Origin of the sequence: Neorhizobium galegae, assembly GCF_017877135.1 — a bacterium.
Classification (GTDB): Bacteria; Pseudomonadota; Alphaproteobacteria; order Rhizobiales; family Rhizobiaceae; genus Neorhizobium; species Neorhizobium galegae_A.
The window spans coordinates 145,996-168,220 of record NZ_JAGIPH010000009.1; the positions used below are offsets into that span (position 1 = coordinate 145,996).

24 protein-coding genes are annotated in these 22,225 nt (G+C 60.3%); 18 read left to right on the forward strand and 6 right to left on the reverse strand.

Features of this window, described 5'->3' with window-relative positions:
- Positions 1–47: 47 nt before the first annotated feature.
- The 3 genes from rho to hemE all read right to left on the reverse strand — a co-directional run bounded on the left by rho (position 48) and on the right by hemE (position 3,057).
- Entirely contained in the window at positions 48–1,313 is a 1,266-nt protein-coding gene (rho, locus tag J2858_RS21165) for a transcription termination factor Rho (protein WP_210106847.1), read from the reverse strand.
- 171 nt (positions 1,314–1,484) lie between these two features.
- Positions 1,485–2,027, reverse strand: coding sequence for a protoporphyrinogen oxidase HemJ (hemJ, locus tag J2858_RS21170; RefSeq protein ID WP_210106848.1), 543 nt, complete (start codon positions 2,025–2,027; stop codon positions 1,485–1,487).
- The gene (gene hemE, locus J2858_RS21175; protein WP_210106849.1) at positions 2,017–3,057 is read right to left on the reverse strand and encodes a uroporphyrinogen decarboxylase; all 1,041 of its coding nucleotides are present in this window, start codon (positions 3,055–3,057) and stop codon (positions 2,017–2,019) included. The genes hemJ and hemE overlap by 11 nt, the downstream gene beginning before the upstream one ends.
- Positions 3,058–3,462: 405 nt before the next feature.
- On the opposite strand from hemE, the gene J2858_RS21180 reads away from it, so the two are divergent.
- Genes J2858_RS21180 through dnaQ form a run of 5 tightly spaced genes read left to right on the forward strand, consistent with a single transcriptional unit; the run spans position 3,463 to position 7,077 of the window.
- A complete protein-coding gene (locus J2858_RS21180) occupies positions 3,463–4,284 on the forward strand; it encodes a pyruvate, water dikinase regulatory protein (protein WP_210106907.1) in 822 nt (273 codons plus the stop codon).
- Between the two features lie 35 nt (positions 4,285–4,319).
- On the forward strand, positions 4,320–4,919 hold the full coding sequence (locus J2858_RS21185) for a Maf-like protein (RefSeq protein ID WP_210106908.1): 600 nt from the start codon (positions 4,320–4,322) through the stop codon (positions 4,917–4,919).
- Positions 4,912–5,763, forward strand: a complete 852-nt coding sequence (locus J2858_RS21190) for a shikimate dehydrogenase (protein WP_210106850.1) — start codon at positions 4,912–4,914, stop codon at positions 5,761–5,763. Before J2858_RS21185 ends, J2858_RS21190 begins: the two co-directional genes overlap by 8 nt.
- Positions 5,760–6,356 (forward strand): dephospho-CoA kinase, encoded by a 597-nt coding sequence (coaE, locus tag J2858_RS21195; protein WP_210106851.1) that lies wholly within the window; start codon positions 5,760–5,762, stop codon positions 6,354–6,356. Before J2858_RS21190 ends, coaE begins: the two co-directional genes overlap by 4 nt.
- A 13-nt stretch (positions 6,357–6,369) precedes the next feature.
- Positions 6,370–7,077: a DNA polymerase III subunit epsilon gene (gene dnaQ / locus J2858_RS21200; protein ID WP_210106852.1), complete on the forward strand. Its 708-nt coding sequence runs from the start codon at positions 6,370–6,372 to the stop codon at positions 7,075–7,077.
- Between the two features lie 60 nt (positions 7,078–7,137).
- Here dnaQ and secB read toward each other — a convergent pair whose 3' ends face one another.
- Together secB and J2858_RS21210 are read right to left on the reverse strand one after the other, a co-directional pair.
- On the reverse strand, positions 7,138–7,611 hold the full coding sequence (secB, locus tag J2858_RS21205) for a protein-export chaperone SecB (RefSeq protein ID WP_210106853.1): 474 nt from the start codon (positions 7,609–7,611) through the stop codon (positions 7,138–7,140).
- A gap of 108 nt (positions 7,612–7,719) precedes the next feature.
- Positions 7,720–8,250 (reverse strand): FxsA family protein, encoded by a 531-nt coding sequence (locus J2858_RS21210; RefSeq protein ID WP_210106854.1) that lies wholly within the window; start codon positions 8,248–8,250, stop codon positions 7,720–7,722.
- A gap of 122 nt (positions 8,251–8,372) precedes the next feature.
- On the opposite strand from J2858_RS21210, the gene J2858_RS21215 reads away from it, so the two are divergent.
- The 13 genes from J2858_RS21215 (at position 8,373) to J2858_RS21275 (ending at position 21,824) form a co-directional block, all read left to right on the forward strand.
- Positions 8,373–9,071 (forward strand): Tim44/TimA family putative adaptor protein, encoded by a 699-nt coding sequence (locus J2858_RS21215; protein ID WP_210106909.1) that lies wholly within the window; start codon positions 8,373–8,375, stop codon positions 9,069–9,071.
- Entirely contained in the window at positions 9,068–10,186 is a 1,119-nt protein-coding gene (gene mltA, locus J2858_RS21220; protein ID WP_210106855.1) for a murein transglycosylase A, read from the forward strand. The genes J2858_RS21215 and mltA overlap by 4 nt, the downstream gene beginning before the upstream one ends.
- Positions 10,183–10,743, forward strand: coding sequence for a Smr/MutS family protein (locus tag J2858_RS21225; RefSeq protein ID WP_210106856.1), 561 nt, complete (start codon positions 10,183–10,185; stop codon positions 10,741–10,743). The genes mltA and J2858_RS21225 overlap by 4 nt, the downstream gene beginning before the upstream one ends.
- Entirely contained in the window at positions 10,743–11,108 is a 366-nt protein-coding gene (locus J2858_RS21230; protein WP_210106857.1) for a helix-turn-helix domain-containing protein, read from the forward strand. Before J2858_RS21225 ends, J2858_RS21230 begins: the two co-directional genes overlap by 1 nt.
- 132 nt (positions 11,109–11,240) lie before the next feature.
- Positions 11,241–13,673 (forward strand): DNA topoisomerase (ATP-hydrolyzing) subunit B, encoded by a 2,433-nt coding sequence (gyrB, locus tag J2858_RS21235; RefSeq protein ID WP_210106858.1) that lies wholly within the window; start codon positions 11,241–11,243, stop codon positions 13,671–13,673.
- A 330-nt stretch (positions 13,674–14,003) separates the two neighbouring features.
- Entirely contained in the window at positions 14,004–15,284 is a 1,281-nt protein-coding gene (locus J2858_RS21240) for a polyhydroxyalkanoate depolymerase (RefSeq protein ID WP_210106859.1), read from the forward strand.
- Positions 15,285–15,435: 151 nt separating this feature from the next.
- The gene (locus J2858_RS21245) at positions 15,436–15,864 is read left to right on the forward strand and encodes a DUF2852 domain-containing protein (protein ID WP_210106860.1); all 429 of its coding nucleotides are present in this window, start codon (positions 15,436–15,438) and stop codon (positions 15,862–15,864) included.
- A 91-nt stretch (positions 15,865–15,955) separates the two neighbouring features.
- Complete coding sequence (locus J2858_RS21250) at positions 15,956–16,714, forward strand: M48 family metallopeptidase (protein WP_210106861.1); 759 nt, start codon at positions 15,956–15,958, stop codon at positions 16,712–16,714.
- A 69-nt stretch (positions 16,715–16,783) separates the two neighbouring features.
- The gene (locus J2858_RS21255; protein ID WP_210106862.1) at positions 16,784–17,455 is read left to right on the forward strand and encodes a phosphoribosylanthranilate isomerase; all 672 of its coding nucleotides are present in this window, start codon (positions 16,784–16,786) and stop codon (positions 17,453–17,455) included.
- Positions 17,452–18,672 carry a tryptophan synthase subunit beta gene (gene trpB / locus J2858_RS21260; protein ID WP_210106863.1) on the forward strand — a complete coding sequence of 407 codons (1,221 nt, stop codon included), beginning with the start codon at positions 17,452–17,454 and terminating at the stop codon, positions 18,670–18,672. Before J2858_RS21255 ends, trpB begins: the two co-directional genes overlap by 4 nt.
- Positions 18,673–18,674: 2 nt before the next feature.
- Positions 18,675–19,514, forward strand: coding sequence for a tryptophan synthase subunit alpha (gene trpA, locus J2858_RS21265; RefSeq protein ID WP_210106864.1), 840 nt, complete (start codon positions 18,675–18,677; stop codon positions 19,512–19,514).
- 39 nt (positions 19,515–19,553) lie between these two features.
- A complete protein-coding gene (gene accD, locus J2858_RS21270; RefSeq protein WP_210106865.1) occupies positions 19,554–20,453 on the forward strand; it encodes an acetyl-CoA carboxylase, carboxyltransferase subunit beta in 900 nt (299 codons plus the stop codon).
- A gap of 27 nt (positions 20,454–20,480) precedes the next feature.
- Complete coding sequence (locus J2858_RS21275; RefSeq protein ID WP_245366915.1) at positions 20,481–21,824, forward strand: bifunctional folylpolyglutamate synthase/dihydrofolate synthase; 1,344 nt, start codon at positions 20,481–20,483, stop codon at positions 21,822–21,824.
- Positions 21,825–21,898: 74 nt separating this feature from the next.
- On the opposite strand, the gene trxA is transcribed toward J2858_RS21275, so the two are convergent.
- Positions 21,899–22,219 (reverse strand): thioredoxin, encoded by a 321-nt coding sequence (gene trxA / locus J2858_RS21280; protein WP_210106866.1) that lies wholly within the window; start codon positions 22,217–22,219, stop codon positions 21,899–21,901.
- Between the last annotated feature and the right edge of the window lie 6 nt (positions 22,220–22,225).

Genomic DNA, 22,225 nt, shown 5'->3' on the forward strand with positions numbered 1-22,225 from the left:
CTACCGCCGATTGCTTTCACAAGCCGGATATCGAATCCGGCTATCGATCAGGTGTTCATGGAATCGAAGAAGTCGCCGTTGCTCTTGGTCTGCTTCAGCTTGTCGATGAGGAATTCGATTGCATCCGTTGTGCCCATCGGGGCTAGGATGCGACGCAGAACGAAAATCTTCTGCAGGTCCTGGCGCGGCACAAGCAGGTCTTCCTTGCGGGTGCCGGACTTCAGGATGTCCATCGACGGGAAGATACGCTTGTCGGCGACCTTACGGTCGAGCACGATTTCAGAATTGCCGGTGCCCTTGAACTCTTCGAAGATGACTTCGTCCATGCGGCTGCCGGTGTCGATGAGGGCGGTCGCGATGATCGTCAGCGAGCCGCCTTCCTCGATATTGCGCGCTGCACCGAAGAAGCGCTTGGGGCGCTGCAGGGCGTTGGCATCCACACCACCGGTCAGCACCTTGCCGGAAGACGGAACCACGGTGTTGTAGGCGCGGCCAAGACGGGTGATGGAATCGAGCAGGATGACGACGTCACGACCGTGCTCGACCAGACGCTTGGCCTTCTCGATGACCATTTCAGCGACTTGAACGTGACGCACGGCCGGTTCGTCGAAGGTGGACGAAACAACCTCACCTCGCACCGAGCGCTGCATGTCCGTCACTTCTTCCGGCCGCTCGTCAATCAGCAGAACGATCAGATAACATTCCGGATGATTGGCCGTGATGGAGTGGGCGATGTTTTGCAGAAGAACGGTTTTACCGGTGCGCGGCGGTGCGACGATCAAACCGCGCTGACCCTTGCCGAGCGGCGCCACCAGATCGATGACGCGGGCCGAGAGATCCTTGGAGGTCGGAACCTCCAGTTCCATCTTAAAGCGCTCGTTCGGATAAAGCGGCGTCAGGTTATCGAAGTGAACCTTGTGACGGATCTTTTCCGGATCATCGAAATTAATCGTGTTGACCTTCAGAAGGGCGAAATAGCGTTCGCCTTCCTTCGGCCCCCGGATCGGGCCTTCAACCGTATCGCCGGTCTTCAGAGAGAAGCGGCGGATCTGGGAAGGCGAGATGTAGATGTCGTCGGGGCCCGGCAGATAGTTGGCATTGGCCGAACGCAGGAAGCCGAACCCGTCCTGCAGCAGCTCGACGACGCCTTCGCCGATGATTTCTACATCCTGGCTGGCCAAGACCTTGAGAATCGCGAACATCAACTCCTGCTTGCGCATCGTGCTCGCGTTTTCGACCTCCAGCGATTCAGCGAAGGTCAACAAGTCGGTCGGGGACTTGCTCTTGAGTTCTTGAAGCTTCATTTCAGCCATGAAGAGGGACCGCTTTGACTAATTTTGAGGGAATTGGCGTGTCTGTGAAATTCGCTACCGCAGGAAAACCGCGGACGACAGGAGAATGCACACGAGCCACGAAAGATGAGTGGCGGGAAAATAGCGGCTTCAACAGTGAGCCGCAAGGGGGGCTTGCGGAATTCTTCGCGCTCAGAACGGTTTGACGATCACGAGAATGACAATCAGCATCATCAGCACGGTCGGGATTTCATTCATCAGACGCCAGTAACGCGCTGTCTTGCGCGGCCCGTCGACAGCAAACTGTCGAACGGCGCGGCTCTGATGGATATGGGTGAGCGTCAAGGCGATGACAAGCGCAATCTTGGCGTGAAGCCATCCGCCCTGAAATTGAAACACGTCCCAGGCGAGGTAGAGACCGAGCGTCCAGCTGATCATCATCGCCGGGTTCATGATAACCTTCAGCAGACGCTTCTCCATCACCTTGAAGGTTTCCGACTGCTGCGAACCCGGTTCAGCATCGGTGTGATAGATGAAAAGCCGCGGCATATAAAACAGACCGGCCATCCAGGCGATGACCGCAATCACGTGAAATGCCTTCACCCAGAGGTAAAGGTTCTCCGGCTGCAGGGTGACGAGCCCTCCCACAATTCCGGCAAAGACGATGAGCGCGATGGCGGCCCGCAACGCTGCCCGGTGTCCAGGCCGCGCGTCCACCTGTTTCTCAGGCGCCATGCGCACCCCCCCGCACACGGTTGACGAGCTGCGTCACGTGATCGGGGTTCGCCTCCGGCGTAATGCCGTGCCCGAGATTGAACACCAGTGGTCCCTGACCGAGAACCTGAAGGATTGCGTCTATCCCGTCATCAAGTGCGAGGCCGCCTGCAACAACCCTCATGGGATCGAGATTGCCCTGGACAGGCCCATCCTTCTGCAGGTCGGCGGCAAAGCTCAGCGGCACCGACCAGTCGAGCCCGATCATGTCTGCCCCCGTCTTCTGGCGGTAGTGGCGCAGGTTCATGCCGGCGCCCTTGGCAAAAGCAATGATCTTTGCCTGCGGCCGGCGTTCCTTGACGCTGCGAATGATCCGCGACACCGGCTTGATGGCATATTCCTCGAACTCCGTTTCCCCGAGCACGCCCGCCCAGGAATCGAAGATCTGAACGGCATCGGCACCCGCATCGATCTGGGCGACGAGATAATCGGCAGACAGATCGGCAAGCACCGCCAGCAGATGCGCAAAGGCCTTTGGATGGCGATAGCCGAAGAGGCGGGCCGGAGCCTGATCGGACGTGCCGTGGCCGGCAATCATATAGGTGGCAACCGTCCAGGGCGCACCGCAAAAGCCAAGCAGCGTGGTTTCATCCGGCAGGCGCGCGCGGATCTGCTCGACAGCCTGCATCACGGGCTTGAGGTGCGGAAGAACCTTTTCCGGAGAAAGCGAAAAAATTCCTTCCTCGTCGATCGGCTCCATCCTGGGGCCCGAGCCTTCAATGAAGTGAACGTTCCGGTCCAGTCCATCAGGGATCACGAGAATATCGGAGAACAGGATGGCCGCATCAAATCCGTAGCGCCGGATCGGCTGGAGCGTGACTTCGGTTGCCAGATCCGGAGAATAACAGAGCTGCAGGAAGCTCCCGGCCTGTTTCCGGGTTTCGCGATATTCCGGCAGGTATCGACCTGCCTGTCTCATCAGCCAGATCGGTGGGGGCGTGACGGTCGATCCTTGCAGGACCTCCAGAACCTTTCGGCGTGGTGAAGGCAAACCGTGTTCTCCCTAAAACAAAGAAAATGAGAATCCTGGATTCTTCTGATTCTTAGAGTCGGTGACTATCAAGGATCATTTATTTTGCACAGTCGGCACGCGATCGGTGCGACAATGACACCCAGGCTGGAAAGAGATATAGGCATAGATCGCCGGATGTGGACAGTGGCGATTCACGCTCTGGAATCAATTCGTTGCGACGCCGCCGAATTGAAGCATGCCTGTGGACAGTCTGTGAGAAAGGAGATGCGTCTTGGCAGTTATCCCCAGTTCCCACATAGCTTGGACAGTCCGCCGCACAGAACCCTTCGTTGTGGATAAAGTGACACTTGTTCCGCCCGCTCCAGGCGGCTGCTCCAGGCATCGTGGTTTATCCCAGGTTATGAACAGAGGGTGAAGTTTACCGTGGAGAACCGCAAAAGCTTCTTTCATCTGCACCTCATTTCTGACTCAACGGGAGAGACCCTCATTTCGGCAGGGCGTGCAGCGTCCGCCCAATTCCAGGGGTCGCTCGCCATCGAGCATGTCTATCCGCTGATCCGAAACCGCCGCCAATTGTCGCCGGTGCTGGAAGCGATTGACGGAAAACCCGGCATTGTTCTCTATACGATCGTCGACCAGGATCTGGCTGACCATGTTGCTCAACGCTGCCGTGACCTCGGCGTTCCATCGGTAAATGTGCTGGAACCGGTGCTTGCGACGTTCCAGACCTATCTGGGTGCCATGTCGCGCCGTCGGGTCGGTGCGCAGCATGCGCTCAACGCCGACTATTTCAAACGGATCGATGCGCTGAACTTTGCCATGGACCATGATGATGGACAGATGGCGGAGAATTACGACGAGGCGGATGTGGTGATCATCGGCATCAGCCGGACATCCAAGACGCCGACATCGATCTATCTCGCCAATCGCGGCATCAAATGCGCCAATATCCCGATCGTGCCAGGCGTGCCGCTTCCGGAAAGCCTGCTGAAGTCCAGCCGCCCGCTGATCGTCGGACTGGTGGCGACGACGGACCGTATTTCTCAGGTCCGAGAGAATCGCGAGCTTGGTGCCGTCACCGGTTTTGACCGCGGCCATTATACGGACCGGGCAAACATCCATGAGGAGCTGAAGTATGCGCGCAGCCTCTGTGCCCGCCATCAATGGCCGGTCATCGACGTGACACGGCGTTCCATCGAAGAAACGGCCGCTGCCATCGTTGCCCTGCGTCCGAAGCTGCGGTAATCCGCACTCTGATGTTCAAAGCCCGGAATGAACCCGTGACCCCACCGCTTGTTCTTGCGTCCTCCAGCCCGTTTCGCCGCATGCTGATGAAAAACGCCGGTCTGGTCTTTGGCGCTCAGGCGGCAGATATCGATGAACGTGCAATTGAAGCAGGTCTTCACGAGGCGGGAGCGGGCCCCGAGCAGGTGGCCCAGGTCCTCGCCCGGGAAAAGGCGCTTGCCGTGAGTCGCCATTGGCCCGGTGCCTTTGTTATCGGGTCGGACCAGACGATGTCGCTCGGCGACCGGCTCTATCACAAGCCGGTACATCTTGCCGAAGCTCGTGAATCGCTTCTGTCGCTCTCGGGAAAGACCCATCAGTTGAACAGCGGGTTCGCGATCGTTCGAGATGGCGTGTCGCTGTTTGAAGATGTGGTCATGGCAAGACTGACAGCCCGGCCGTTCGGCGACAGCTTTATAGACGGCTACCTTTCCCGCATCGGCGACAAGGCTTTGACCAGCGTCGGCGCCTATCAGCTGGAAGGGGAGGGCATTCAGCTATTTTCGCATATCGATGGCGATTACTTTACCATTCTGGGGCTTCCCATGCTGCCCCTCCTGCAAGCATTGCGTGACCTTGGAGTGATTAATGGCTGATTCACGTGAAACGTTAGCCGCCTTCGTCGTCGGCAGCCCCATCCGCCATTCACGCTCGCCGCTCATCCATGGCCACTGGTTGCGCCAATTCGAGCTGGAGGGAAGCTACAGGGCGCTCGAGGTTCTGCCGACGGATTTTGAGCCTTTCATCGCATCCCTCAAAGCCGATCGCCGCTACCGCGGCGGCAATGTCACCATTCCCCATAAGGAGCGTGCCTTCGAACTGGCGGACCAGCCGGATGCGCTTGCCGAGGAACTGGGCGCAGCCAACACGCTCTGGCTCGAAGATGGCCTGCTGAAGGCAACCAATACCGATGGCTATGGTTTTACGGCCAATCTCGACCAGTACCATCCCGGTTGGGACAAGGCGCATTGCGCTGTCATTCTGGGGGCAGGGGGCGCAAGCCGGGCGGTCATCCAGGCAGTGCGTGATCGTGGTATCGGCGAGATTCACGTGGTCAACCGCACCCAGTCGCGGGCCAAGGCGCTGGCTGACCGGTTTGGCGAGCGCGTCCATGCCCATCCCATGGAAGCGCTTGCCGAGGTCATGGCGGACGCCCGGCTTTTTATCAATACCACGTCGCTTGGCATGGATGGCGAGGCAGCGCCAGAAATCGATTTTTCGCCGATGCGCTTCGATGCGGTCGTGACCGACATCGTTTACGTGCCGCTCGAAACGCCAATACTCGCCATGGCAAAGGCACAAGGTTTTGCAACAGTGGATGGTCTCGGCATGCTTCTCCACCAGGCGGTTCCCGGTTTTGAAAAATGGTTCGGCCGGCGCCCGGTGGTGGATGACGCCTTGCGCGCCCTTGTGGTCAGAGACATGGAGGCCCATGGATGATCAGGATCGGCCTCACCGGATCGATCGGCATGGGAAAGTCGACCACGGCAGCTCTGTTTGCCGCCGAAGGCATTCCGGTCAACGATGCCGATCAGGTGGTGCATGATCTGTATCGGGGCGAGGCCGTCACACCCATCGAGGCAGCCTTTCCAGGTGTAACGAGAGACGGTGCCATCGACCGCGCTGCCCTGTCGCGGGTGCTTGCCGCAGAGCCGCATCGGTTCAAGGAACTGGAAGCCATCGTGCATCCGCTGGTTCGGGCACGGGAGGCCGCCTTCCTGGAGAAGCATCGCGCCAGCGGCCGTGACCTGGTGGTTCTCGATATTCCGCTTCTGTTTGAAAGCGGCGCGGCCGACCGAGTGGATGTGATCGTGGTCGTCTCGTGCGATCCACAGATCCAGAGGCAAAGGGTGCTTGCACGACCGGGGATGAGTGAGGAAAAGTTCAACCTCATCCTGTCGCGGCAATTGCCCGATGCGGACAAGCGGGCAAGAGCAGACTTCATCATCGATACCGGCCACGGCATCGAAATGGCGACAGGCCGGGTGCGCGAGATCATCGCCGCGGTGCGGGCTGGCATTGAAACGGGATAATGGAGCGGAAAAGATGCGTGAAATCATCTTCGATACGGAAACGACCGGCCTTGATAACAAGATCGACCGCATCATCGAAATTGGCGGCATCGAACTTCTGAACCATTTTCCGACGGGCCGGACCTTTCACATCTATATCAATCCGGGCGACCGCAAGGTGCATCCGGACGCGCTTGCCGTCCATGGCATCACCGACGACTTCCTGAAGGACAAGCCGAATTTTGCCGCGGTCGTCGATCAGATCCGCGAGTTTTTCGACGGCGCCAAGTGGGTGGCGCACAATGCGAATTTCGACATGGGCTTCATCAACGCCGAATTCGACCGGCTGGGCCTGCCGCCCGTTCCGTCCGACCAGGTGATCGACACGCTGTCCATGGCGCGGCGCAAGAACCCGATGGGGCCGAATTCGCTTGATGCGCTGTGCCGGCGCTACGGGATCGACAATTCGCACCGCACGAAACACGGCGCGCTTCTCGACTCCGAGCTTCTGGCGGAAGTCTATATCGAGATGATCGGTGGTCGCCAGGCTGCACTGGGGTTGGCGAGCAACACGCAGACGCGCACCGTCATTGAAGAGGATGTGGTGGAACTCACTACGCTCCAGCGGCCCCGGCCGCTCGCATCCCGGCTTGGCGAGGATGAAATCAAGGCGCATGAGGCGCTTGTGAAATCGTTTGGCGAAAAGGCCATCTGGGCCCGTTACCAGGAACGCCCCCAATAAGTGCCACAAAAAAAGCCCGGGCGAACCGGGCTTTTTCGATAGGCAATTGGGCAAGGCCGATCAGCTGTTCAGCGGCTGAACCTTCGAGCGGACCTGTTCTTCCGCAACGCGCTGCGCAAACATCTGGCCAAAATCAATCGGGTCGATCATCAGCGGCGGGAAACCGCCATTGCGGGTCACGTCGGAAATGATCTGACGGGCAAAGGGGAAGAGCAGGCGCGGGCACTCGATGAAGAGAACCGGCAGCATGTGCTCCTGCGGGAAGCCGGTGATGCGGAAAACGCCGCCGTAAACGAGTTCGGCAGCAAAGACCACCTTGTCGCCATCCTTGGCTTCGGCATTCAACGTCAGCACGACATCGAAATCGGTTTCCGACAGCGGATTGGCATTGACGTTGACATTGATGTTGATCGCCGGAGCCTTGTCACGGGCCTGCAGCGAATGCGGTGCGCCCGGGTTCTCGAAGGAAAGATCCTTGGTGTACTGCGCAAGAATAGTCAGGGAAGGGGACTGCGTTTCGTTTTCGTTTGCCATTGGCTGTTCCTCGGCTTCGATCTTTTGCGCCGTCTATCACTTAGACTTCGCCCTTACAACCCTTTGGCAGGGGCCGGCATGCCTGTCATGCCCCTTCCGGGGCCACGTTTAGCCTCTGTCGTCGGGCTTGCGATCCAGCCCGTTGGACCAGTGGGAGGAGGGGTTCGACTTGCGATGGTAATCCTCGGATCCAAGATCCAGCGTGCGGTCGCTTGATGGGCGATTGCGCGGACGATCGCCGAACGGATCAGCAGGTCCCGCCGAGGCTGAATAGCCCGTCCTGACCACCACCTTCTGGCCGATCAGGCCCCAAAGAAGCGTGCGCACTGGCGGGATGAACAGCAAGAGGCCGAAAATGTCGGTGAGGAAGCCGGGGAGGATCAAAAGAATGGCCGCAAAGACAATCAGCGCGCCATGGATGATCGCTTCTGCCGGCACGCGGCCCTCGCGTCCTTCCGTCTGGATCTGGCGCAGCACACCCAACCCCTGCACGCGCAACAACGTAGCGCCGACCAGGCCGGACAGGATGACCAGGCCAAGCGTCGGCCAGACGCCAAGCCAGCGTCCGACCATGACGAAGCCGGCGATTTCTGCGAGCGGAAGGCCGAGGAGAAGAAGCGGAAACAGGAAGAGGCGCATGAGATCCTTGGAGCACGGTGACAGGGCGCGAACGGGAAGACAGGGTCCCGCTCTTTGAATGAGCGTCATATCAGACTATATGAGGTGGAACCTCTTCAATTCCAACGATACTGCGGGTGAAAATGGGCGCGAACGATTTCATAACTCTGTTTTTTCTCGTGGCAGCGGTGCTGATCTTCCTGCAATTGCGCAGTGTGCTCGGCCGCCGCACCGGTCACGAGAAGCCGCCTGCAGATCCGTTCAGCCCCCGCGATACGGCCCGTGCGCCGGCTGCCGATGATGGCAAGGTGGTAACACTGCCCCGTCGGGAGGCCGTGGATGATGAGCAGCGCTGGAGCGAAATCGATGCTGTGGCAAAACCGGGCACGCCCTTGAACGATGGCCTGCGGGATCTGGTGAAGGCCGATCCGAGCTTTCGTCCGAAGGAATTTCTGGCCGGCGCCCGCATGGCCTATGAAATGATCGTGATGGCGTTTGCCGATGGCGATCGCAAAACTTTGAACGGCCTCCTCTCAAAGGAGGTTTTCGAAGGGTTTGATGCGGCCATCCGCGAGCGCGAGGCGCGCGGCGAGGTGGTGAAATCGACCTTCGTCGGCATCGACAAGGCCGACATCACCCACGCCTCGGTCAAAGATCACGACGAGCAGATCACGCTGCGGATCGTCAGCCAGCTGATTTCGGCAACCTATGACAAGGCCGGATCGCTGATCGACGGAGATGCGGAAACCGTGGCGGAAGTGACCGATATCTGGACCTTCGCCCGCGACCTTCGCTCGCGTGACCCGAACTGGAAGCTGGTAGCGACCGAATCCGAGCAATGACCTCTTCCCAACCCTTTTCGCTGACGCGCCTGGCATTCTCCGATTTGAGGGGGTGGGAGATCGACGATCCCCGCCCCCTCTTTTCAGTCATGCGCCAGTGTCTTGCGCATCTGGAACGCGGCAAGCCATATCGAACGGGATCGCTCGGGTTGAGCGCCAGTGATCTGCGTCCGCTTCTTCTAGCGGCCGGTCAGGCTGAGATCACGGATGCAGCCTCTGCCCGTGCTTTTTTCGAGACCCATTGTATTCCCTTCCGCATCGAGCAGCCCGAGGCAAAACCGGGTTTCGTCACTGCCTTCTACGAACCGGAGGTCGAAGTTTCGGAGAGCGAGGAATCCGGCTATCCATTTCCGTTTTATCGGCGGCCGGCCGATCTCGTCGATCTCGATGACAGCAACCGTCCGGCGGATATGCCGTCCTCCTACGCCTTTGGCCGCGAGAGGTCCGGTGTGATCGATCCCTATCCGGACCGAAGTGACATCGATCAGGGATATCTGAAGGGCAGGGGGCTGGAGATTGCCTGGGCCCGATCCAAGGTCGATGTGTTCTTCACGCATGTGCAGGGGGCAGCCCGGCTGCGTTATCCGGACGGCAGCCTCCGGCGGATCACCTATGACGGCAAGGCCGGGCATCCGTTTTCACCCATCGGCAAGCTGCTGATCGATCGCGGCGAGATCCGTCCGGCCGATATTTCCATGCAGTCGATCCGCAAATGGTTGGCGCAAAATCCGGCTAAGGTGGATGAGGTTCTTTGGCATAACCGATCCTATATCTTCTTTCGGGAGGCGGAGGTGGACGTTCCGGCACTTGGGCCGATTGCCGCTGCAAAAGTGCCGCTCGTGCCGGGACGATCGCTTGCGGTCGACCGCCTGATCCACACGTTCGGCTTTCCCTTTTTCATCACCTCGGACACGCTGACCCATCTGGACAGCGGACGACCCTTTGCGCGGTTGATGCTGGCGCTCGACACGGGCTCGGCCATTGTCGGACCGGCCCGCGGTGACATCTTTACCGGGTCGGGCGACGCGGCCGGCGAGATGGCAGGCACTGTTCGCAACAGCGCCGATTTCCACATCCTCATTCCGAAGCAAGCGGCGGATCGGTTCGGCGGATGAGGGGCGGACGCAAGCTGAGCGCCGAGGAGCGCATTCTCTGGGGCACCGTCGCCAAGACGACGAAGCCGCTGTCAGGGCGGATGGAAGAGCTTTTGTCCTTCGAGGCCGAAATCACACCGCCGGAACCGGAACCGAAGAAGGGCAGGCTGCAATCCCAAGTGGCGGGTACGCCCGGTGAGCCGGGGGACGCCGCGCCGAAGAAGCAGCAGCCGAAGGGGTCGCATCATCCGCTCGAAAAACCGGTGAAGCGCAAGATCGCGCGGGGGCGGCTTCAGCTCGAGGCACGGATCGACCTTCACGACATGTTCCAGAGCGAGGCTCATGGCATGCTTCTCGACTTTCTGATGCGCGCCCATGAACGGGGTTTGCGTCATGTGCTGGTGATTACCGGCAAGGGGAGTTCCTATGGCAGCGAAGGCGCCTTGAAGCGGGCTGTGCCAATGTGGTTTTCAAAGCCCGAGTTCCGCTTCCTCATCTCATCCTATGAACCGGCAGCCCGTCAGCATGGCGGCGAGGGGGCGCTCTATGTCCGGCTGAGCCGCCGCGGGGGCGAGTAGTGACGCCGTTTGGTGAAGCGCTGCGGGCGCTGCGCCTGCGCAAGGGGGTGAGCCAGCAGCAGATGGCGGCGGCACTGCGTGTGTCTCCGGCCTATCTGTCGGCGCTGGAGCATGGACGGCGTGGCCGCCCGAGCTTCGATTTCCTGCAGCGCGTTGCCGGCTATTTCAACATCATCTGGGATGAGGCGGAAGAACTGTTCATGCTGGCGGAGACGTCCGACCCGCGTGTTGTGGTCGATACGGCGGGCCTTCCGCCGAAATATACGGCACTTGCCAATCTTCTGGCGCGCCGCATTAGCACTTTGGAACCGGACGTGATAGACGACTTGACGGAGCTGCTGGAAAAAGCCTCAAATCGGGGCTAACGGCGCATGTCATCCCCTGTTTTTGCAGGCCAAAGCTTTGGAAACGGGGCCGGAACTTCCTATAGTCCGTGTCAAGGACAACGGTGATTCGACGCCTCACCGTCCGCAGCCAAGAAACTAGAAAGTTGATTGATGAGCGATACACCCGTCAGCGATAGCGCGAGTGCAGAATACGGAGCCGATTCGATCAAGGTCCTCAAGGGGCTTGATGCGGTTCGTAAACGTCCCGGCATGTATATCGGGGATACGGACGATGGCTCCGGTCTTCATCATATGGTCTACGAAGTCGTCGACAACGCAATCGACGAAGCGCTGGCCGGACATGCCGATATCGTCACCGTCACGCTGAACGCCGATGGCTCGGTTACTGTCACGGATAACGGACGCGGTATCCCGACCGATATCCATACCGGCGAAGGTGTCTCTGCCGCCGAAGTCATCATGACGCAGTTGCATGCGGGCGGGAAATTCGACCAGAACTCGTACAAGGTCTCCGGTGGTCTGCACGGGGTGGGCGTTTCCGTGGTCAACGCGCTCTCCGTCAAGCTCAGCCTGAAAATCCGCCGCAGCGGCCGGGTTCATGAAATGAGCTTCACCCACGGCGTGCCCGATGGACCGCTTGAGATCATCGGCGAATACGAGGGGCGTTCCGGCACGGAAGTGACCTTCCTGCCGAGCCCGGAGACGTTCACCAAGATCGAATTCGACTATGGCACGCTGGAGCATCGCCTGCGCGAGCTGGCCTTCCTGAATTCCGGCGTGCGCATTCTTTTGACCGACAAGCGCAAGTCCGACATCCGCCAGGAAGAAATGCTCTACGATGGCGGCCTCGAAGCCTTCGTGCGCTATCTCGATCGCTCCAAGAAGCCGTTGGTCAACACGCCTGTGGCGATTAAGGGCGAGAAGGACGGCATCACCGTCGAAGTCGCCATGTGGTGGAACGACAGCTACCATGAAAACGTGCTGTGCTTTACCAACAACATTCCCCAACGCGATGGCGGTACGCATATGGCCGGTTTCCGCGGCGCGCTGACGCGCCAGGTCACCTCCTATGCCGACACGTCCGGCATCACCAAGAAGGAGAAGGTGACGCTGCAGGGCGAAGACTGCCGCGAAGGCCTGACGGCCGTGCTCTCCGTCAAGGTGCCCGATCCGAAATTCTCCTCGCAGACCAAGGACAAGCTGGTTTCCTCCGAAGTGCGCCCGGTCGTTGAAAACCTCGTCAATGAGGCGCTCAGCACTTGGTTCGAGGAACATCCGGCGGAAGCCAAGATCCTCGTCGGCAAGGTAGTCGAGGCCGCTGTTGCCCGCGAAGCGGCCCGCAAGGCCCGCGAACTGACCCGCCGCAAGGGGGCTCTCGATATTGCCTCGCTGCCCGGCAAGCTCGCCGACTGCTCGGAGCGCGATCCGTCCAAATCCGAACTCTTCCTCGTGGAAGGGGATTCCGCTGGCGGCTCTGCCAAGCAGGGACGGTCGCGCGAGAACCAGGCGATCCTGCCGCTGCGCGGCAAGATCCTCAACGTGGAGCGCGCCCGCTTCGACAAGATGCTCTCGAGCCAGGAAATCGGCACGCTCATCACGGCGCTCGGCACATCCATCGGCAAGGACGAGTTCAACGCCGACAAGCTGCGCTACCACAAGATCATCATCATGACGGATGCTGACGTCGACGGCGCCCATATCCGAACCCTGCTGCTCACCTTCTTCTTCCGCCAGATGCCGGAACTGATCGAGCGCGGCCACCTCTATATCGCCCAGCCGCCGCTCTATAAGGTCACGCGCGGTAAATCCGTGCAGTATCTGAAGGACGAGAAAGCGCTGGAAGATTACCTCATCGGCCAGGGGCTTGAGGATGCGACGCTGACGCTGGGTTCCGGCGAAGTGCGCGCCGCAGCCGATCTGCGCGATGTGATTGCCGATGCGCTGCGCCTGCGCTCGCTGCTCGATGGCCTGCATTCGCGCTATAGCCGCGCCATTGTCGAGCAGGCTGCCATTGCCGGTGCGCTCAATCCGGAACTGACCGGCAATCCCGCCCGCGCCCAGGAAACCGCGAATGAAGTGGCCCGTCGCCTCGACATCATCGCCGAAGAAACCGAACGAGGCTGGTCCGGCCATGTGACAGCCGAGGGCGGTATTCGCTTCGAGCGCATGGTGCGCGGCGTCAAGGAAGCAGCTTTCCTCGACGTGGCGCTGATCGGTTCTGCCGATGCCCGCCATATCGACCAGATGACGGCGCGCCTGCACGATATCTACGGCACGCCGCCGGTTCTGTCGCGCAAGGAAGGCAAGTTCGAAATCGCCGGTCCGCGCGCTTTGCTCGATGCCATCTTTGCCGCCGGCCGCAAGGGGCTTTCCATGCAGCGCTACAAGGGGCTCGGCGAGATGAATGCCGAGCAGCTCTGGGAAACCACGCTTGATCCGAACGTGCGCTCTCTCTTGCAGGTCAAGGTTCTCGATGCGACCGATGCCGACGGAATGTTCGCCCGCCTGATGGGCGACGAGGTGGAACCACGCCGTGACTTCATCCAGGAGAATGCTCTGAGCGTCGCCAATCTCGATATCTGATCAAAAATTGTTTCACGTGAATCTTTCCTGTGGATTGATTCACGTGAAACATCCTTTGTGAACTTTTGATAAACCGGCGGTAAAGCCGGCTTCCTTGCAAACTGAAAAAGACTGCCCGAACAATGGCGCGGACCCGCACGGGCGGTTGCGGGAACCCTTCATCTCTTCCCGCATTGACGGGAAGGCTCGTTACCGCCGCGCAAAGCTCTGCTGCTTTTGGCGATATTGCACCGCACATGTATCCTGTTAGTTTACCTCCCCCATGCTAGATCTTGTTTGCGCCTGTTTCGGCGCAGGCACGTACATCGGACAAGAAAGGTGGCGCCTCGCATGTTCTACCAGCTTTATGAGTTGAACCACGCCGCGATGGCGCCCTTCCGCGCCTCGACCGAAGCCCTGCGGTTCCTCTACGACAACCCGCTCAATCCTTTTGCCAAGACCACGATGGGGCGCACTTATGCTGCGGGTCTCGAAGTCTTCGAGCGCATGACGCGCCGCTACGGGAAGCCGGAATTCGGCCTGCCCTTCACTACGGTCGATGGTGAGACCGTTGCCGTCACGGAAAAGGTCGTATGGGCAAAGCCGTTCTGCGATCTCCTGCATTTCGAACGCGCACTCCCGAAAGAGCGGCAGGCTGATCCAAAGATCCTCGTGGTTGCGCCGATGTCGGGCCATTATGCCACTCTGCTGCGCGGCACGGTGGAAGCGCTGATGCAGGGGGCCGACGTCTACATCACGGATTGGCAGGATGCACGCAATGTGCCCGTGACCGAAGGCCTCTTCGATCTGGACGACTATATCGACTACATCATCGAGATGTTGCATCATCTGGGACCGGACACCCATGTCGTGGGCGTGTGCCAGCCGTCAGTGCCGGTGCTTGCTGCGGCTGCGGTGATGGAAGCTGCCGGCGATCCGCTCGCCCCGGCCTCGATGACGCTGATGGGGGGGCCGATCGACACCCGCATCAACCCGACAGCTGTCAACCAGCTCGCCCAGGACCGTCCGCTGAAATGGTTCAAGGACAATGTCATCATGACAGTGCCCTGGCCGCAGGCCGGTTTCATGCGGCCGGTCTATCCGGGCTTCCTGCAGCTCTCGGGCTTTATGTCGATGAACCTTGATCGCCATGTGGTGGCGCACAAGGAATTCTTCCAGCACCTCGTGAAGAACGACGGGGAGTCGGCCGAAAAGCACCGTGACTTCTACGACGAATATCTGGCGGTCATGGATCTGACGGCGGAATTCTATCTGCAGACGGTCGATACCGTCTTCATCAAGCACTCGCTGCCAAAGGGCGAGATGATGCACCGGTCCGTCAAGGTTGATACCGCGGCCATCCGCAACGTCGCTCTTCTCACCATCGAAGGGGAGAATGACGATATTTCCGGCGTCGGCCAGACGAAGGCGGCGCAGACCATCTGCCCGAACATTCCAGACAGCCTGCGCGAGCATTACATGCAGCCGGATGTCGGCCATTACGGCGTGTTCAACGGCTCGCGCTTCCGCCGCGAAATCGCACCCCGCATCCTCGCCTTTGCGCGCACCCATTCCAAGACGGCCCGCAAGGCAGCGACCCCGCGTGTCATCAAGGGCGGCAAGAGCGCCTGATCTATCGGTTACATGTCGATTTCCTGAAATAATTTGAGGGCCTTTGCCGATTTGGCGAGGGCCCTTCTTGAAGGTGGTTGCAGCACTTACCAAATCGAAGTCAGACGGGCAGGCATGAGGCCGGTTCGTATGATAACGAGGACATGCATCCATGAACCAGCAAGCATTGATACGTCCCGAATGGACGCCGGCGACCATCGCCCTGATGGTGCTCGGCTTTGTGGTCTTCTGGCCGCTTGGCCTTGCCATGCTCGCCTATATCCTGTTCGGCGAACGCCTTCGCGATTTCAAGCGCGAGGCAAATGCGAGGGCCGATGGCTTCTTCTCCGGCCTGCGCCGGTCGGGTCGCCGGTCGCCCTTTGCGACCAACCCCTATTCGACCGGCAATGTCGCCTTCGACGAATGGCGCAAGGCAGAACTCGACCGCATGGAAGAGGAGCGCCGCCGCATGGACGAAATGCGTGAGGAATTCGATTCCTACCTGCGTGAACTGCGCCGCGCCAAGGATCAGGAAGAATTCGACCGTTTTATGCGCGAGCGTCGCGGTCGCGGGCAGGATACGCAGTATCCGACCGTCTGACCGGCGCTTGGCGGATGAAACAAAAGGACCGGCATCGAAAGGTGCCGGTTTTCTATTGCGCCGATGGACCCGCGCTCGCTAGAAAGACCGCATGTTCGCCCTGTTGAAGAAGCCCAGAAAGACACGGCCGCCGCCCAAGAAGACCGAGCGCCTCCTGCAGGTGGGCGAGCGCGAGATGCCGATCACCATTCGTGAACATCATCAGGCAAGCCGCATCACCCTGCGGATCGAGCCGGGTGGACGGGCGCTGCGCCTGACCGTGCCGACCGGGCTTGCCAAACGTGAGATAGACGCCTTTCTCCTGCGCTATGATGGCTGGCTGAAGGTGAAACTTGCCAAGTTTTCGCATGACTCCGGCCTGCGTCCCGGCGGGACGCTTTTTCTCCGCGGTGTTCCGCATCGTATTGTCCATACGGGGTCGTTGCGAGGTCTCACCGAACGGACGGAGGAAGACGGGGAGGCCGTCATCCGCGTCAGCGGACTGGAGGACCACTTGGGCCGCCGGCTATCAACTTTCTTGAAGAAGGAGGCGCGGGCGGATCTCGAAATCCTGGTGGCGCGCCATGCAGCGCTGGTTGGCAAGCCGGTGAAATCGCTGTCGATGAAGGATACCCGCAGCCGCTGGGGCTCCTGTTCCTGGGATGGAAACTTGAGCTTTTCCTGGCGTATCGTCATGGCACCGCCCCTGGTCATTGATTATCTGGCGGCCCATGAAGTGGCGCATCTGAAGGAAATGAACCACGGGCCAAAATTCTGGGCCTTGTGCGGCACCCTCTGCCCTAACATGGAGGAAGCCCGGCGCTGGCTGAAGCAGAACGGTTCGCAGCTCCATGCCATCGATTTCAGCTGAGACGACCATGAACCGCAAGACAGCAATTTGGCTCGACTTGGCGGGCAAAACATGCGACTCCGCCTGACCATGACACCAGATATCAAAATCTGCGGATTGAAGACGCCGGACGCTGTCGAGCTTGCGGTGGCGCGTGGCGCGACCCATGTCGGCTTTATCTTCTTCGAGAAGAGCCCAAGGCATATCGATCCGGTGAGCGCCGGGCTTCTGGCCGACCGGGTGAGGGGACGCGCAAAAATTGTCGCCGTCACCGTCAATGCCGATAATGAGGAACTGGATGAGATCGTCGCCGTGCTGAAGCCGGATATCCTCCAGCTGCACGGCGCTGAATCGGCAGAGCGCGTACTGACGGTGAAGGCCCTGTTCGGACTGCCTGTCATGAAGGCCTTTTCGGTGCGCACGGCCGATGACCTGCGCCGGATCGACGCCTATGAGGGCCTCGCCGATCGCTTCCTCTTCGATGCCAAGGCGCCGGAAGGCTCCGAACTTCCCGGCGGCAACGGCGTTTCCTTCGACTGGACGATCATGGACGCGCTTGACGACCAAGTCGATTACATGCTTTCCGGTGGCCTGAATAAGGATAACGTGGTTCAGGCGCTGACGGCGACACGGGCAAGCGGCATTGATTTGTCCTCGGGCGTGGAAAGCGCGCCGGGTATCAAGGACCTCGACAAGATGAACGCCTTCTTCGACAGGATCGATGCGTGGCGCGTCAGTGGATCAAAGGGAGTAGAGACGTGAACCAGGCTCTGAAACCGAATTCCTTCCGGGCTGGCCCCGATGAAGACGGCCGTTTCGGCATCTATGGCGGCCGCTTCGTGGCCGAAACCCTGATGCCGCTGATCCTCGACCTGCAGGAGGAGTGGAACAAGGCCAAGACCGATCCGGCCTTCCAGGCGGAGCTTGCGCATCTCGGCACCCATTATATCGGCCGCCCGAGCCCGATGTATTTTGCCGAGCGCCTGACGGCGGAACTCGGCGGCGCAAAGATCTATTTCAAGCGCGATGAACTGAACCACACGGGCAGCCACAAGATCAACAACTGTATCGGCCAGATCCTGCTGGCCAAGCGCATGGGCAAGACCCGCATCATCGCGGAAACCGGTGCCGGCCAGCATGGGGTGGCTTCGGCCACCGTTGCCGCCCGCTTCGGCCTGCCTTGCGTGGTCTACATGGGCGCGACCGATGTGGAGCGCCAGGCGCCGAACGTCTTCCGCATGAAGCTGCTGGGCGCCGAGGTGAAGCCTGTCACCTCCGGCCACGGCACGCTGAAGGATGCGATGAACGAGGCCCTGCGCGACTGGGTGACCAATGTCGACGATACCTATTACATCATCGGCACGGCCGCCGGCCCGCATCCCTATCCGGAAATGGTGCGCGAGTTCCAGTCGGTTATCGGCAAGGAAGCCCGCGAACAGATGATGGCTGCCGAAGGGCGCCTGCCGGATATGCTGGTGGCCGCCGTGGGTGGGGGCTCGAACGCCATCGGCCTCTTCCATCCCTTCCTCGATGACGAAAGCGTGTCCATTGTGGGCGTCGAAGCCGGCGGCAAGGGCCTGGACGGCGAAGAGCATTGCGCCTCGCTGACCGCTGGCCGTCCCGGCGTGCTGCATGGCAATCGCACCTATCTGCTGCAGGACGATGACGGGCAGATCAAGGAAGGCCATTCCATCTCCGCCGGTCTCGATTATCCCGGCATCGGGCCGGAACATTCCTGGCTGCGCGATACCGGCCGCGTCGAGTATGTGCCGATCAAGGATGACGAGGCGCTCGCCGCCTTCCAGATGCTGACGCGCACCGAGGGCATCATCCCGGCGCTTGAGCCCAGCCATGCGCTGGCCGAAGTCATCAAGCGCGCGCCGAAGATGGACAAGGACCAGATCATCCTGATGAACCTCTGTGGTCGCGGCGACAAGGACATCTTTACCGTCGGCAAGCTTTTGGGGATGGGTCTCTGATCATGACTGAACGCATGGATGCACGTTTTGCCGACCTGAAGGCTGAAGGCCGCCCGGCACTCATTACCTATTTCATGGGCGGCGATCCGGATTTCGAAACGTCGCTCGGCATCATGAAGGCGCTGCCGGAAGCCGGCGCCGATGTGATCGAACTCGGCATGCCGTTTTCCGATCCGATGGCCGATGGCCCGGCCATTCAGATGGCCGGTCATCGCGCACTGTCCGGCGGACAGACACTGTCCAAGACGCTTGATCTTGCGCGCGCTTTTCGTGAAGGCGACCAGAAGACCCCGATCGTGCTGATGGGCTATTACAACCCGATCTACTCGTTCGGCGTCGAGCGTTTTCTGGATGCAGCGCTCGAAGCTGGCATTGATGGTCTGATCGTGGTCGACCTGCCGCCGGAAATGGACGATGAACTGTGCATCCCGGCGCTTGCCAAGGGGATCAACTTCATCCGCCTGGCAACGCCGACGACCGATGAAAAGCGCCTGCCGAAGGTTCTGAAGAACACCTCCGGCTTCGTTTACTACGTCTCGATGAACGGCATTACCGGCTCGGCGCTTCCGGATCTGTCCAAGATCGCCGCTGCCGTCAACCGCATCAAGGCCCATACGGACCTGCCCGTCTGCGTCGGCTTTGGCGTCAAGACCGCCGATCATGCCCAGGCGATCGGCGCCGCGGCCGATGGCGTCGTGGTGGGGTCTGCTATCGTGGCGCAGGTGGCCGGCAGTCTCGATGCCGAAGGCCGTGCAACGAGCCACACCATTTCTGCAGTCTCGACGCTGGTGCGCGGTCTTGCCACCGGCGTCCGTTCGGCCCGCCTTGCGGCTGCGGAATAACGTTACCACATTGACGATGGTCAATCAGGAGTTTTGCCCGTGAACTGGATCACCAACTATGTGCGCCCGCGCATCAATTCCATGCTGGGTCGCCGGGAAGTGCCGGAGAACCTCTGGATCAAGTGCCCGGAAACCGGCGAAATGGTTTTTCACAAGGATCTTGAGGAGAACAAGTGGGTCATTCCCGCCTCCGGCTTCCACATGAAGATGCCGGCAAAGGCACGGCTTGCCGACCTGTTCGACGGCGGCGTTTATGAAAACCTGCCGCAGCCGAAGGTGGCGCAGGACCCGCTGAAGTTCCGCGATTCGAAGAAATACGCCGACCGCCTGAAGGACAGCCGCGTCAAGACCGAGCAGGAGGATACGATCCTTGCCGGCCTCGGCAAGGTCGAGGGCCTGACGCTGGTTGCCGTCGTGCATGAGTTCAACTTCATCGGCGGCTCGCTCGGCATGGCGGCCGGCGAGGCGATCGTCAAGGCTGCCGAACGGGCGCTTGCCGAACGCTGCCCGCTGGTCATCTTCCCGGCTTCGGGGGGTGCGCGCATGCAGGAAGGCATCCTTTCCCTAATGCAGTTGCCGCGCACGACGGTTGCGATCGACATGCTGAAGGAAGAAGGCCTTCCTTACATCGTGGTCCTCACCAATCCGACGACCGGTGGCGTGACCGCGTCCTATGCGATGCTGGGTGATGTTCACATTGCCGAGCCGGGCGCCGAAATCGGCTTTGCCGGCAAGCGCGTCATCGAGCAGACCCTGCGCGAAAAGCTGCCGGAAGGGTTCCAGACGGCGGAATATCTGCTGGAGCACGGCATGGTCGACATGGTGGTGAAGCGCCATGATATCGCCCACACGCTGGCCACGATCCTCAAGATCATGCTGAAGCAGCCGGCGGGCATTGCGGGCCATGACGCAGGGCAAAAGCTCGCACTCAGCGCCTGATTTTCCATGAACGCCTCGGGGACTGACATGAACGACGTGGCCCATAGCGAGGCGGAACAGGTTATCAACGACCTGATGAAACTGCACCCCAAGGGTTTCGACATGACCCTTGGGCGCATGCGCCGCCTGCTCGATGTTCTGGGCAATCCGCAACTGAAACTTCCGCCTATGATCCATGTCGCCGGCACCAACGGCAAGGGCTCGGTCTCCGCCTTCTGTCGCGCGCTTCTCGAAGCGGGCGGCTATGCGGTGCATGTCCACACCTCGCCACATCTGGTGCGTTGGCATGAACGTTACCGGATCGGTGCCAAGGGTGCCGCCGGGACGCTGGTTGCGGATGCAGATCTGGCCGATGCGCTGCGCCGCGTTGCCGAAGCCAATGCCGGCCAGGCGATCACGGTGTTCGAGATCCTGACGGCGGCCGGGTTCCTGCTGTTTTCCGAGCGGCCTGCCGATGCGGTGATCATCGAGGTCGGCATGGGTGGCCGCCTCGATTGCACCAATGTTGTCGATGATCCGGCCGTTTCGGTGATCATGCCGATATCTTTCGACCATCAGGCCTATCTGGGGGACCGGGTGGAACTGATCGCAGCCGAAAAGGCCGGTATCATCAAGAAGGGCCGCCCGGTGGTCATCGGGCACCAGGAATTCGAGGCCGCGCGCGAAACGCTGGCGGCGACCGCCGATCGTCTCGGCAGTCCGGCTGCCATTTACGGTCAGGACTTTTCGGCCCACGAAGAATTTGGCCGCATGGTCTACCAGGACGAGTTCGGTCTTGCCGACCTGCCTCTTCCCCGCCTGCCGGGTCGCCATCAGCTGGCCAATGCGGCAGCAGCCATCCGCGCCGTCAAGGCGGCGGGATTTGCGGTGACCGAGGCGATGATGGAAACGGCCATGACGTCGGTCGAATGGCCAGGACGTTTGCAGAAACTGACAGAAGGCGAGCTTCTGGCCTATGCGCCGGCGGGTTCCGAAATCTGGGTGGATGGAGGGCATAATCCCGGCGCCGGCGAAGTGATTGCCGAGGCCATGGCCTCTTTTGAGGAAAAGCAGGCGCGGCCGCTTTACCTCATTGTCGGCATGCTCAACACCAAGGACCCGATCGGCTATTTCCGTGCCTTTGCCGATATCGCCGAATATGCCTTCACGGTGCCGATCCGCGGCAGCGATGCCGGCCTGGACCCGGTGGCGCTGGCCGATTCGGCTTATGATGCGGGCCTTGTGGCGGAACCGTCGCTTGCGGTTGCCGATGCGCTGAAAGAAATCTCGGCGCGCCAGCTCGAAGGACAGCTGCCGCCACGCATCCTGATCGGCGGGTCGCTCTATCTTGCCGGAAATGTTCTCGCCGACAACGGAACACCTCCGAAGTAAGTCCGCCGATTAAATGACGCCCATAAAAAAAGCCCGGTCAGTGCCGGGCTTTTCTGTCGATTGGGAGGCGGTGCTTATACAGCGCCGGAAATCCATGAGGTCAGCGCAGTCTTGGGCGCGGCGCCGACCTTGATGTCTGCCACTTCGCCGCCCTTGAACATGGCAAGGGTCGGGATCGAACGAACGCCGAACTTGGCAGCCAGTTCCGGGTTTTCATCGATGTTCAGCTTGGCGATCTTGACCTTGCCGGCCATCTCGGTGGAAATTTCTTCGAGGCTCGGACCGATCATCTTGCAGGGGCCGCACCACTCAGCCCAGAAATCCACGACGACAGGCTCTGCGGAATCCAGAACTTCCGACTGGAAGTTCGCGTTGTCGACTTTCACGGTAGCCATGAGGCT